The sequence below is a fragment of the Nocardiopsis chromatogenes YIM 90109 genome, from assembly GCF_000341185.1.
In the GTDB taxonomy this organism is placed as follows: Bacteria; Actinomycetota; Actinomycetes; order Streptosporangiales; family Streptosporangiaceae; genus Nocardiopsis_A; species Nocardiopsis_A chromatogenes.
The window spans coordinates 1-12,582 of the sequence record NZ_ANBH01000099.1; the positions used below are offsets into that span (position 1 = coordinate 1).

At 75.5% G+C, this 12,582-nt stretch carries 8 protein-coding genes; 2 read left to right on the forward strand and 6 right to left on the reverse strand.

Annotation, left to right across the window (positions count from 1 at the left end):
* Positions 1-51: 51 nt before the first annotated feature.
* From ispH to D476_RS0109800, 5 genes are all read right to left on the reverse strand, one after another.
* Positions 52-972, reverse strand: a complete 921-nt coding sequence (ispH, locus tag D476_RS0109780) for a 4-hydroxy-3-methylbut-2-enyl diphosphate reductase (protein WP_204366970.1) — start codon at positions 970-972, stop codon at positions 52-54.
* 764 nt (positions 973-1,736) lie between these two features.
* Positions 1,737-2,858, reverse strand: coding sequence for a family 2 encapsulin nanocompartment cargo protein polyprenyl transferase (locus tag D476_RS0109785; RefSeq protein WP_017623769.1), 1,122 nt, complete (start codon positions 2,856-2,858; stop codon positions 1,737-1,739).
* 208 nt (positions 2,859-3,066) lie between these two features.
* Positions 3,067-4,503, reverse strand: coding sequence for a family 2B encapsulin nanocompartment shell protein (locus D476_RS0109790; protein ID WP_017623770.1), 1,437 nt, complete (start codon positions 4,501-4,503; stop codon positions 3,067-3,069).
* Between the two features lie 324 nt (positions 4,504-4,827).
* Positions 4,828-7,092: a terpene synthase family protein gene (locus D476_RS0109795; protein WP_017623771.1), complete on the reverse strand. Its 2,265-nt coding sequence runs from the start codon at positions 7,090-7,092 to the stop codon at positions 4,828-4,830.
* A gap of 4 nt (positions 7,093-7,096) precedes the next feature.
* Positions 7,097-8,524 carry a family 2B encapsulin nanocompartment shell protein gene (locus D476_RS0109800; RefSeq protein WP_017623772.1) on the reverse strand — a complete coding sequence of 476 codons (1,428 nt, stop codon included), beginning with the start codon at positions 8,522-8,524 and terminating at the stop codon, positions 7,097-7,099.
* A 553-nt stretch (positions 8,525-9,077) separates the two neighbouring features.
* Between D476_RS0109800 and D476_RS0109805 the strand changes: the two genes are divergently transcribed.
* A complete protein-coding gene (locus D476_RS0109805; protein ID WP_017623773.1) occupies positions 9,078-10,355 on the forward strand; it encodes a sensor histidine kinase in 1,278 nt (425 codons plus the stop codon).
* A complete protein-coding gene (locus tag D476_RS0109810) occupies positions 10,352-11,074 on the forward strand; it encodes a response regulator (protein WP_017623774.1) in 723 nt (240 codons plus the stop codon). Before D476_RS0109805 ends, D476_RS0109810 begins: the two co-directional genes overlap by 4 nt.
* Here the strand turns inward: D476_RS0109810 and D476_RS36185 are convergent.
* The gene (locus tag D476_RS36185) at positions 11,013-12,440 is read right to left on the reverse strand and encodes an FAD-dependent oxidoreductase (RefSeq protein ID WP_083939468.1); all 1,428 of its coding nucleotides are present in this window, start codon (positions 12,438-12,440) and stop codon (positions 11,013-11,015) included. The two genes, D476_RS0109810 and D476_RS36185, sit on opposite strands and share 62 nt — an antisense overlap.
* Between the last annotated feature and the right edge of the window lie 142 nt (positions 12,441-12,582).

Consider the following 12,582-nt stretch of genomic DNA (forward strand, 5'->3'; position numbering starts at 1 on the left):
CCTCGGAGGCCGCCTCGGAGGCCGTTTCCGGGGTGGTCCCGTTCGCCCGCGTCATCGGCGCCTCACCGGGGTGGGCAGGGTGAAGTGCACGGTCTCGCGCGCCGTCTCGTACTCGGTGACCGACAGCGGGCCCAGCCCGCGCAGCGCCGCGACCACCGCGTCCACCAGGGCGGGCGGCGCGGAGGCCCCGGCCGTCAGCCCGACCGTGCGGGCACCGGCCAGCCACTCGGGGCGGATGTCGCCGGGGCCGTCGATCAGGTGCGCCGGGGTCCCGTTCCGCTCGGCCAGCTCCACCAGGCGCACCGAGTTGGAGGAGTTGTCCGAGCCGACGACCAGCACCGTGTCGGACTCCGAGGCGATGGCGGCCAGGGCGTCCTGCCGGTTGGTGGTGGCGTAGCAGATGTCGTCGGAGGCGGGCCCGCGCAGGTCGGGGAAGCGGTCGCGGAGCACGTCCACGATCTGGGCCGTCTCGTCCACGGCGAGCGTGGTCTGGGTGAGGTAGGAGACCCGTCCGGGGTCGGGCACCTCCAGCCGGGCCGCCTCCTGAGGGGTCTGCACCAGGACGGTGCGGGAGGGCGCCTCGCCCAGGGTGCCCTCGACCTCCTCGTGGCCCCCGTGCCCGATGAGCACCACCGTGTCCCCGCGGGAGGCGAACCGGCGCGCCTCGGTGTGCACCTTGGTGACCAGGGGGCAGGTGGCGTCGATGACGTCGAGGCCGCGCCGCTCGGCCTCCTCGCGGACGGCGGGGGACACCCCGTGGGCCGAGAAGACCACCGTCTCCCCCTCCGGGACGGCGTCCAGCTCGTCGACGAAGACCGCACCGCGCTCCTGCAGGTCGGCCACGACGCGGGTGTTGTGCACGATCTGCTTGCGCACGTAGACGGGGGAGCCGCGCTGCTCCAGCGCGCGCTCGACGATCTCGATGGCCCGCTCCACCCCCGCGCAGAACGAGCGCGGCGCGGCCAGGAGCACGTGGCGTGGGAGCCCGGCCACCTCCCGCCAGGCGGAGAACGCCGCACGGGCGGCCTCCTCGGTCCGCGTGCCCGCGCCGCCGTGCGCCGCCTCGACCTCGACCCCGAGGCCGACCCAGGCGGCGGTGCCGTCGCCGTCCCGGTCCGCGCCCCCGGCGCCGTGCCCCGCTCCGGGGCCGGTGCCGGGGGCCGGGACTTCTCTGGCGGCCCCCTCGGCCCCGGAGGCGTCCAACACGGCGGCGAGGACGGCCCCCGCCCCCGTGCCTTCGGGGCCGGGCAGGGTGACCGGTCCGCGCCGGACCGGGATCCCGGCGCGGGTGAGGGTGCCGCCGAGCAGGTCGGCGGCGGGGCAGGGGACGGGCGGCCCGTCGTCGGGGACGAGGACGTCGGCGACCAGCGCCGCCGTGGATCCGGTGCCGCCCGGGGGCGGTCCGGCCGTGGGCGACGGAAGGCCCGTCGCACCTCCGGAAACGGTCATGGCTTCCTCCTCGGGGGTCGTCGTGTCGGGGGTCGGCGGAGAGCGCGGAGGCGGCCTCCCGCCTCGGCGGAAGGGGCCCGGGCCGCGCCGGGCCCGGAGCGGTCGCGTTCCGGTCGCGCCGTGTCGTCGGGAATAGGGGCCGGGCCCCTACGGGGCGGCGCCCCGCCGGGGCGCGCTCCGGGGATCAGGCCCCGCCACGCGGGCGGCGCCCGGGCACGGCCCGCGCTGCGCCGTCATCCGCCGAACGCCGCCGGTGCCTTCCACGGATCTGGTCCACGGCACGCGCCCTAGCCGTCGCGGTGGGCGGCCAGCCGGGCCAGGGACGCCAGCTCCTCCCGGTGGCGGCCGTGGGGGACCGCCGTGCGCAGGGCCTCCATCGCGTTCTCCAGAAGGACGTCCGCCCGCCCGGCCGCCCACGCCCGGCCGCCCGCCTCCTCCACGAGGCCCGCCGCGTGCTCGGCCTCGGAGTCGGAGAGCCGCTCGTGCCCGCCCATCAGGGCGTGCAGCTCGTCCCCGGCCGCGGTCCCCGACGCCACCGCCGCCACCACCGGCAGCGTCTTCTTCCGGCTGCGCAGGTCGGAGTGGACCGGCTTGCCGGTCACCTCCGGGTCGCCCCAGATCCCCAGCAGGTCGTCGGCGATCTGGAAGCACAGCCCCAGGTCCGCGCCGAAGTCGTGCATCGCCCCCACCCGTGCCGGGCCCGCCCCCGCCCACAGGGCGCCCAGCGCGGTGCAGCAGGCCATCAGGGCCCCGGTCTTGCCGTGGGCCATGGACAGGCACTCCTCCAGGCCCACGTCCCCGCGCTGCTCGAAGGAGAGGTCGGCCGACTGGCCGCCGATCAGGTCCTGCACGGCGGCGGCGAGCACCCGCCCGGCCTCGGCGGCGCGGTGCGCCCCCACCTGTGAGCCGCCCCGGGACACCTCCTCGAACGCCAGGGTGAGCAGCGCGTCCCCGGCCAGCACCGCCGGGCCCGCGCCGAACACCGTCCAGGCGGTGGGCCGGTGGCGGCGGGTGGTGTCCCCGTCCATCACGTCGTCGTGCAGCAGGGAGAAGTTGTGCACCAGCTCCACGGCGACCGCGGCCGGCAGCGCCCGCCGGGCGTCGCCGCCGACGGCCTCGGCGGCCAGCAGCACCAGCGCCGGGCGCAGCGCCTTGCCGCCGCCCTCGGCCACCGGCACCCCGTCGCCGTCGCACCAGCCGAAGTGGTACCCGGCGATGCGGCCCATCGTCGGGGGCAGCCCCTCCACGGCCTCCCGCAGGGCGGGGACCACCAGGTCGCGGGAGTCGGACAGCACATCGGCGGCGCGGCGCGGTGCGGCCCCCCGGCCGGGGGCCGTTCCCGGAGCGGGACCGGCGGGGTCGGGGGAAGCGGCGGTGGCGGCCTCGGTTGCGGATTCTGCGGGGGACATGGGACCTCCCAAACGGGTCGGCGCGGTGGACGTGGTCGGGTCGCGGTTCGCCGGTTCACGGGGCCGGGCGGTCGGCGGACGCCGGGCGCGGCGGGGCAGGGCCGCGTCGGCATCCCTGTCCCGGCCCCCGTCTCCGATCGCCGGGGCGGGCACCGGGCCGGGGGCCGTGCCGGGGCCGCCGGAGTCCGGGCACGGCCCCGGCACGGGCTCACCGGCCCAGTTCGACGTTCTCCAGCACGCCCAGGGCGTCGGGGACCAGCACCGCGACCGAGTGGTAGGCGGTCACCAGGAACCGCCGGATCGCCTGGTCACCGATGTCCATGGCGCGCACCGACACGCCGGGCACGTGCTCGTCGGGCAGCCCGGTGCGGTGCAGGCCGATCACCCCCTCGTCCGACTCGCCGGTCCGCATCACCAGGACCGATGTGGTCCCGGCGCGGCTGACCGGGATCTTGTCGCTGGGCAGCAGCGGCACCCCGCGCCACGTCATCACCGCCTGCCCCTCCACCCGCGCGCTCCCGGGCATCACCCCGCGCCGGGTGCACTCGCGCCCGAACGCGGCGATCGCCTTGGGGTGCGCCAGGAAGAACTGCGACTTGCGGCGCCTGCTTAGCAGCTCGTCCAGGTCGTCCGGTCCGGGCGGCCCGGAGCGGGTGGACACCCGCTGTCGCGGGTCGGCGTTGTGCAGCAGCCCGAAACCCCGGTCGTTGAGCAGGTCGAACTCGCGCCGCTCCATCAGCGCGTCCACCGTCAGGCGCAGCTGTTCGCCCTGCTGGTCCATGGGCTGGCTGTACAGCTCGGCCACCCTGGTGTGCACCCGCAGCACCGTCTGGGCGATGCCCAGCTCGTACTCGCGGGGCGAGGGGTCGTAGTCCACGAACGTCCCCGGGACGGACGGCTCCCCGCTGTGCCCGGCCGCCATGGCGACGGCCGCCTCCCCGAGTTTGTTGGTCCGCGGCGGGGGGCCGCTGCGCGCCTGGCGCACCAGGGCGTCGAGCGCCGGGACGCGGTCGCGCAGCGCGGCGAAGTCGTCCGCCGCCAGCGCCAGCACCGTGCACCCGGTGGCGGCGGTCAGGGTCTCCGCCCACGGTTCGGCCTGCGCCGCCGGACCGGACAGCGCCGAGCCCCCGGCGACCTCGCCCGACGACAGCAGCCCCAGGTGCGCCGGGTCGCCGAACTCGCCGGTGCGGGTGCGCCGCACCTTCCCGTGTGCGATCAGCAGCACGCGGTCGGCGGGGGACCCGGCCTCGGCGATGGTCTCGCCGGGCCGGTAGCGCACCGGGGTGAAGGCGTCGGCGACCGCGGTCAGCGCCTCCATCCCCGCCGCGCTCCCCTCGTCGGCCCCGCGCAGCAGGGCCAGTTCCCGCAGCCCCGCGGGGAGGGGCCGGTGCTCGGAGCCGACGCGGACGATCGGGACGCGGCCGTCGCCGATGGTGTGGGTGAGGCGGCGGTTCACCCGGTAGGCGCCGCCGGGCACGTCGGTCCAGGGCAGCATCCGGGAGAGCCAGCGGGGGGTGGTCTCCTGGGTGGCCGGGGGTGTCTTGGTGGTCGTGGCCAGTTTCCGTGCGGCCCCGGTGGCCAGGCTCTGCGGGGGCGGGGGGACACCGTCCGCCGCCGCTCCGGGACCGTCGTGCGTCTGGGTCATCGGTTCACCTCTGCGAAGGCCTTCGCGTTCGTGCGTGTGGGGAATCGGACGCCTGTGGAGCAGGGCGGGGAGCGGCGTTCCGCCGCCGGGTCAGACCGTTCGGCCCGCCGACGGCCGCCGCGGGCCGAACGATCGGCGTGTCCGGCCGGGGCGATGACCGGGCTCCGGCCGGGCCTGCCGCCGGACCGGCGGCAGGTGCGGCCCGCGGAGCCCGTGGAGGACCGGTGGGTGCCTCCCCCGCCGTGTGTTCGGGGCGGCGATGGGCCGTGAGACGGGAAGCCCGGCCCGTGAGGGGGGAACCCCCTGCTTCCGCTGTGGGTGAGGTCAAGGTGCGCACCGTTCGTCGAGTCGCGTTCGGCCGGTGTCGGCGGGGCGGGGGACGCGGGCGGCGGCGGTCCCCGGGCCGCGGGGGCCGCCGAGGAGGCGGCGCAGCGCCGGGGGCGTGCCGCCCCGGGCCCCCTGGGCCTCCGGGGGCCGGTAGCGTCCCGTCGCGGCGGACCACGCGTGGTCCCCGGCGAGCCACAGGCGCAGTGCGTTCATGTACCGCTCCACCCGCGCGGTCGCCTCGCGTCCCAGCTCCATCTCGGCGCAGAGCGCGGGGACGTCCTCGCGGGCGGCCCGCTCGAACTCCTCCAGCCGGGCGTCGGCCGCGGCCGAGAGGATCCGCGCGCCGTCCTGGGCGGAGGTCCCGAAGAACCGCTGTGCCACCAGGACGCCGTTGTTGACGTCGGCCTCCTCCTCCATCTCCTTGCGGTAGGACAGGATGTCGTTGCGCAGCGGCCCCACGTCCGCCCAGGACTCGTTCAGCGACCGGACCGCGTCGTCGGCCAGGAAGTCCTCGGGCAGCGGCCCGCCGGGGCCGTCCCCGTCGGCCAGCCGGGCCAGCTCCAGCGAGAACAGGGTTCCGCCGGTGCGCCTGCGCATCTCGATGTAGTCGATGGGGTCGGGCACCCGGTGCTGGGCGTCGTTGGCCAGCTCCCACAGCCACGACCCGGTGAAGTCGGCGACCGCCTGAGGGAAGGACCGCCGGGCCGTCGGCGGCAGCAGGGGCGCGGTGCGCCGCCACAGGTCGGCCAGGCCGCGCTGGGCCGGGTCGGCCGGGGCGGGGCCCGCCTCCGGGTCCTCCGGGAGGAAGGCCGTGAGGCCGTCCAGGTAGGCGCGCGCCCCGGCGCGGTCCCGGGTGAGCTTGAACTCCTGGACGAACAGGTCGTCGAGGTAGAACCCCCACACGTGCCAGTCGGCGACCAGCTCCAGCTCCCCGGCGCCGGCCTCGGGGTGGGTGAGGGCGGCGAAGAGCCCGTAGTCGGCCGAGTCGAAGGCCGCCTCGTCCCAGACCGGTGGGGACAGCATGCCCATCGCCCCGGCCCACCCCTTGGCGTGCGCCCGCACCCGGTCCAGGTGGGGACTGGTGCGCGCCGGGTAGGGCATCGCGAAGCCGGGCGGCTCGACCGGCTCGGCCGGGGTGCGCTGCACCGGGCCGTGCGAGGCCGCGAGCGCCCTGGAGCCCAGGGCGACGGTGGCCGCCGCCCGTACCGCCGCGGTGCCCGTCCCCTTGGGCACGGGAAGGCCCTCGGTGGCGGCCACCGACGCGGCGCCGGGGTAGCGCCCCGACTCCAGGTGCCAGGCGTCGGTCCCGGAGAACCACTCCTGGAGCCCCTTGACGTAGCGCAGCACGCGGTCCTTCTCCGCGTCGTCGAGGGCGTGCTCGGCGAAGAGCGGGGGCAGCTCGGTGGCGGCGGTGTTCTCGATCAGGCGCATCCGCGACCCGACGATGTCCCGCATCACCTCGGCGGCCCGCTGCGGCCCGCACTCCAGGAAGGTGTCCATCACCAGGACGCCGTTGTCGAGTTCGCCCTCCTCCTCGACCTCGCGGACGTAGGAGTACACGTCGTTGTGCATCCCGGCGGCGTCGGCGAAGGCGTCGGTGACCACCCGCAGGGGCCGGGTGCGGGCCACCCGGGCCGGCAGCTCGGCGTGCAGCAGCGCCTCCACCAGCCCGGCGGTCCACTCGGCGCCCCCGGCCCGGCGCCGCATCTGCAGGTAGTCGATGGGGTTGGCGACCTCGTCCTTGGCGATGGAGACCAGTTCCCGCAGCGACTCGTCGGTGAGGTGGCGGGTGAACCCGAGGAACCGCTCGCGCCAGGCGCGCGACATCCCCGGGGCGGTGCGCAGCCACAGGTCGGCCAGGGACCGCTCGACGGGGGCGCCCGCCTCGGGCACCCCGTCCTCGGGGTCGAGCGGCATGTACGCCCGCAGGCCCATCAGGTAGGCCTTGGCGGCCTCCTTGTCCCGGGTGCGCTTGAACATCTCCAGGAAGTGGTCGTCGAAGTAGAACACCCACACGTACCAGTCGGCGGCCAGCTTCATCAGCCGCTCGTCGCAGTCGGGGTGGGTGTAGGCGGCCAGGAGCGGGAAGTCGTGGGCCTCGTACTTCTCCCGGGTCCACACGGGCGCGCCGTCCGGTCCGGTGTCGTCGAAGATCCCCATCTCCTCGGTCCAGGCTCTGGAGTGCTCCCGCGCGGCCTCCACGTGGGGGTTCAGCCGCGCGGGGTACAGCGCGTAGAACGGCGGGATGCGGTAGGGGTGCACGGTGCTACCCGGCCTCCCGGCCGAGCTCGACGTGCTCCAGGATCCCCAGGGCGTCGGGCACCAGGACCGCCGCCGAGTAGTAGGTGCTCACCAGGTAGGAGATGATCGCCTTCTCGTCGATGCCCATGAACCGCACCGACAGGCCGGGCTCGTACTCGTCCGGCAGCCCGGTCTGGTTCAGCCCGATCACGCCCTGGGACTGCTCGCCGGTGCGCATGAGCATGATCGAGGAGGTGCGGGTGGAGCTGATCGGGATCTTGTTGCAGGGGAAGATCGGCACCCCGCGCCAGGCGGGGATCTGGTGGCCGCCGTGGTCGACGGTCTGCGGGTACAGGCCGCGCTCGGAGCACTCCCGGCCGAAGGCGGCGATCGCCTTGGGGTGGGCCAGGAAGAACGCCGGCTCCTTCCACACCAGGCTGAGCAGGTCGTCCATGTCGTCGGGGGTGGGCGGCCCGGTGCGGGTGGGGATGCGCTGGTCCAGCGCCGCGTTGTGCAGCAGCCCGAAGTCGCGGTTGGTGAGCATCTCGGCCTCCTGGCGCTCGCGCAGGGCCTCGATGGTCAGCCGGAGCTGCTCGCCGACCTGGCTCATCGGCTCGTTGTAGAGGTCGGCGACGCGGGTGTGCACCCGCAGCACCGTCTGGGCCACGCTCAGCTCGTACTCGCGCGGCGCCAGCTCGTAGTCGACGAAGGTGCCGGGCAGGTCGGGCTCGCCGACGTGGCCCGAGGACATGTCGATCGCGGCCTCGCCGTGCTCGTTCGCGGGGGTGCCCAGGCCGGACAGGAACGCCTCGACGTGCGCGCGCAGGTCCTCGGAGCGGTCGGCGACCTCCTGGAAGGCCGCCCGGGGCAGGGAGAGCACGGTGGTAGGGGTGACCGCCTTGACGGTGATCTCCCACCGGTCGCCCTCGCCGACCAGCGACAGGTCGCCGAAGTGGTCCCCGTCGACCAGGGTCTCCAGCACCACCGGGTCGCCGAATTCGCCGGTGCCGATCTCGTTGGCCTTGCCGTGTGCCACCAGGTGGACCCGGTCGGCGGCCTCGCCGGCGGTCACGATGGGCTGGCCGGGCTCGTACTCGGCCTGTTCAAAGCGGCCGGCCAGCTCGGCCAACAGGGCGTCGTCGTCGAAGCCGCGCAGCAGCGGCAGCTCGCGCAGTTCCTGGGGGATCACCGAGATCTCGGCGCCGCGGGTGGTGAAGGTGACCCGGCCGTCGCCGATCACGGCGCTGAGCCGACGGTTCACCCGGTAGGTGCCGCCCGCCGTGCGGACCCAGGGGAGCAGGCGCAGCAGCCAGCGGGAGGAGATCTCCTGCATCTGCGGCTGGGACTTGGTGGTCGTCGCCAGGTTGCGGGCCGCGGCCGTCCCGAGGCTGAGCTGGGGTTGGGGAGCGCCGCCGTCCTGGGGGTCGGTACCGGATTCGAGCTGCTCGGTCACGGAGCACCGCCATTTCTGCAGTCGTTTGAGGTCTTCACAGGGGGCGTTCGTCGCGATGCCCGCGCGGACGCCTCCACGGGGGAGGGGAGGCCGCACGGAGATCCGCCGACGCAAGGGGGCCCGCTCGGTCGACCGACGTCCTACCCGCGGCTTTCTCGGGACATGCCGGGCCGTATTCGCGGTAGCGGGGGAAATCCCCTCCCCGGGGCACGCACGGTGCGATTCGGTCCCGGTGGGCGACCGGGGGGCGAGTAGGGTGGGGCGGGATCATCCTGCGAGGAGTCCGGACGTGCCCGGTTACGGTCAGGCTCCAACCTTTTCCGTAAAGAAGAGGGGAGCGCGGGTTTTCGTCCTTGCGGACCCGTTATGTATTCGGCGCGCATCCCCGAGCGGAGAGCATCCTCATCCGCTATGTCTGAGTGAATTCCTTTGGGATTTAGATCGGTTATCGGCGATCACGGGCGGCGCGGACGTATTGTGTGTTCCGTGCTAGTGCGGGGGGAATGTCCGACGGTAGGGTCGGCGTCGGGATCGGCCGGAGGGGTGGTGCGCGGTGGCGCGGTCGGTGCGGCGGTGGGCGACGGACGTGCTCGTCTTCGGCTTCGTCCTGGCGTGGGCGCCGGCCATGGCGGTGGTGCACGCGGTGGACGGCGCGCCGCGGGACGTGCCGGAGCCGCTGCTGGCCGCCGACACGCTCGCCTGGCTGTCGGCCGCGCTCGCGGTGTGGGCGCGGCGCCGGTGGCCCGTGGGCACCGCCCTGTTCATGGTCGCCCTGAGCACCTTCTCCGAACTGTCCGGAGGGGCGATGCTGGTCGCCCTGTACGGGGTGGCCCTGCGCCGTCCCACGCGCACCGCGGCGGCGGTCGGTGCGGCGTCGGTGGCCGCCGCCGCGGTCTTCGGCGCGGTGCGCCCCGAGCCCGGTCTCCCCTTCGCCTTCAACCTGCTCTTCGCCACGGCGGTCGGCGGCGTGCTGGCGTTCGCGGTGCTGGGCTGGGGGATGTTCGCGCGCGCCCGCCGCAGCCTGGTGGATTCGCTGCGCGAGCGCGCGGTCCGCGCCGAGGGGGAGGCGCGGGCCCAGGCCGACCGGGCCAGGCTGGCCGAGCGGGAGGCGGTGCTGCTCGCCGACCGGGCGCGGCTGGCCGAGCGCGAGCGCATCACCCGGGAGATGCACGACGTCCTGGGGCACCGGCTGTCCCTGCTGAGCGTGCACGCCGGTGCGCTGGAGTACCGCCGCGACGCCTCGCCCGAGGAGGTCGCCGGTGCCGCCGGGGTGATCCGGGACAGCGCGCACAAGGCGCTGGAGGACCTGCGCGAGGTGATCGGCATGCTGCGGTCCGACGGCGACGGTAGCGGCGGCGCCCTGGAGGGTTCCGGCGCCGCCGGGCGCGCGGGGGCGGGGGAGCGCCCGCAGCCCGGCTTGGACGGTGTCGCCGCCCTGGTCGAGGAGTCGCGCGCCGCGGGGATGGACGTCGAGTTGGACGAGGACGTCGCCGAACCCGGCGCGGCCCCGGGCGCGGTGGGGCGCAGCGCCTACCGCGTCGTCCAGGAGTGCCTGACCAACGCGCGCAAGCACGCACCGGGTGCGCGCGTCCGGGTCCGCGTGGCCGGTGGGCCGGGCGACGGGCTGGAGGCCGAGGTGGTGTCCGGTCCGCCTCGGCCCGGCGGCGGCCCCGCCGCTGTCCCCGCCCCCGCCGCCGCTCCCGGGGCGGGCGCGGGCGCGGGCCTGGTCGGCCTGTCCGAACGGGTGGCCCTGGCCGGGGGGACACTGGAGCATGGGCCCCGTGCCGACGGCGGATTCGCGGTGCGGGCGTGGCTACCCTGGGCGGCATGACGAGCGCCCCTCAGGACGGTCCGGCCCCCGACGGCGCCCCCGCGGGGCCCGGCCCCGACGGCGGCGGGCGCACGCGGGTCCTGTTGGTCGACGACGACCCCCTGGTCCGCTCCGGGCTGGCCCTGATGCTCGGCGGCGCCTCCGATGTCGAGGTGGCCGGGGAGGCCGGGGACGGCGACGCGGCCTGCGCGCTGGCCCGGCGGCTGCGCCCGGACGTGGTCCTGATGGACATCCGGATGCCCGGAACCGACGGCCTGGAGGCCACCGAGGCGCTGCGCGCCGCCCCCGACCCCCCGGAGGTGATCATCCTGACCACCTTCGACACCGACGAGCACGTGCTGCGTGCCCTGCGCGCGGGCGCGGCGGGGTTCCTGCTCAAGGACACCCGCCCGGAGGAGATCGTCGGCGCGCTGCGGCGCCTGCGGGCGGGCGAGCCCGTGCTGTCCCCGTCGGTGGCCCGGCGCCTGATCGCGCACGTGGCCGGGGGCGGGGACGAGGCGCTGCGCCGCCGGAACCGGGCGCGCGAGCGGCTGGCGCTGCTGAGCGGCCGCGAACGGGAGGTGGCGGCGGCCATCGGCCGCGGCGCGTCCAACGCGCAGATCGCCGAGGGGCTGTTCATGAGCCTGCCCACGGTGAAGACGCACGTGTCCCGCATCCTCACCAAGCTCGACCTGAACAACCGCGTGCAGATCGCCCTGCTCGCCAACGACGCCGAGTGACGCCCCCGGCAGGGCCCCGCCCGCCGCGGCCCGTGCTCAGGCCGTCCGCTCCCCGGTCAGCGCGTCGGCCGCGCGGTACCCGGACAGCAGCGCGGCCTCCGTGGTCGGGGAGTTGAAGTAGTCGCCGCAGAAGACCACCGGCCCGCGCTGCTCGCGGATCACCCGGGCGGAGGCGCGGTAGCGGCCCGGGGCCGGGATCGGGAAGCCGTAGGGGCGCTCGGCGGCCTGGAACGGCCGCGGGTCCTCGGGAAAGTCCGGCCACAGCGACTTCAGCAGGGGGGTGACCTCGGCGAACTGGCGCTCGGCGCCCTGCCCCAGCAGGCGGCGGGTGTTCGCCCGGCCGGGATAGCAGAACACCAGGAGCTTCTCCGAGCGGCCGCCGTCCTCGCCGATCAGCGTGCGCTCGTAGGTGATCATGTTCCGCAGCGGCGGGGNCGACGATGTGCGCCCCCTTGGGCAGCGCTCCCGGGTCGACCAGGTAGGACATGGACAGGGCGGGCTCGTACTCCTGGGATTCCAGGAAGCTCCGGGCCGGGGCCGGAACCACGGCCTCGGGCAGCTCCCCGGTGATCCGCGCCGCGATCGGGGCCGGGGTCGCCACCACGGCGGAGTCGAACTCCTCGGTCCCCTCGTCGCCGCCCCCGCCGCGGAACCCGACGGCGATCCCGCCGCCGGCCTCCCGCAGTCCGGTCACCTCGTGGCCCAGGCGCACCTTGGCCCCCTCGGCGTTGCGCTCGGGGAGGACCTCCATCCCGTTGCGCAGCACATAGAAGTCGGAGCCGCCCAGCCAGGCCAGCAGCGCCCGGGCGTGCACGACCGAGACGGCCTCGCTGGCGAAGTTCCAGAACCCCTCGATCTGCGGGCGCAGGAGGTAGTCGAACCCGGCGGCGGAGGTGATCCGCGCCCCGTATCCGGCCGCGGTGGCGCCGTCGTCCAGGTGCTCGGTCTTGAGCGGGTCGAACAGGTCGAGCTCCTCGCGCCGCCGGACCTCGCGCAGGGTGGCGAGCAGGAACGCCACCCGGTCGCGGAACGAGGCGTGCGGGTACCTGAGCAGGTTGAGCGGGGAGTCGGAGGAGAGCCCGACCACGTGCCCCTGCTTGGAGATGTGCACGTTGCTGGAGATCTTCACCAGGTCCTCTTCGAGCCCGTATTCGCGGATGAGCGCGCTCATCCGCGGATAGAAGCTCACGTACATGAGGTTGATGCCCACGTCCGGCTCGATCTCGGGGCGGTGCCAGGACCGGGCGCGCCCGCCGAGCCCGTCGGCGGCCTCGAAGAGGACCACCTCGTGTCCGGCCGCGATGAGCCTCTTCGCGGCTGCGGTGCCTGCCATCCCGCCGCCGATGACCGCGGTTCTGCGCGACATGTTCCTTCACCTCTGTCAATGGGGCCGAACAGGGCGGTGGAGCGGGGGCGAGGGCGCAGCGGGGCCCGGCCCGGCCGAGACCGCCGAGAGGCGGCGGGATCGCCTGGGGCGGTCGTCGCGGTTCCTCACCCGCCCACGCGGG

Bases quoted from the DNA above. Each gene is read 5' to 3' on its own strand.
- D476_RS0109785 (WP_017623769.1), bottom strand. From the start codon at position 2,858: ATGTCCCCCGCAGAATCCGCAACCGAGGCCGCCACCGCCGCTTCCCCC.
- D476_RS0109790 (WP_017623770.1), bottom strand. From the start codon at position 4,503: ATGACCCAGACGCACGACGGTCCCGGAGCGGCGGCGGACGGTGTCCCC.
- D476_RS0109810 (WP_017623774.1), top strand. From the start codon at position 10,352: ATGACGAGCGCCCCTCAGGACGGTCCGGCCCCCGACGGCGCCCCCGCG.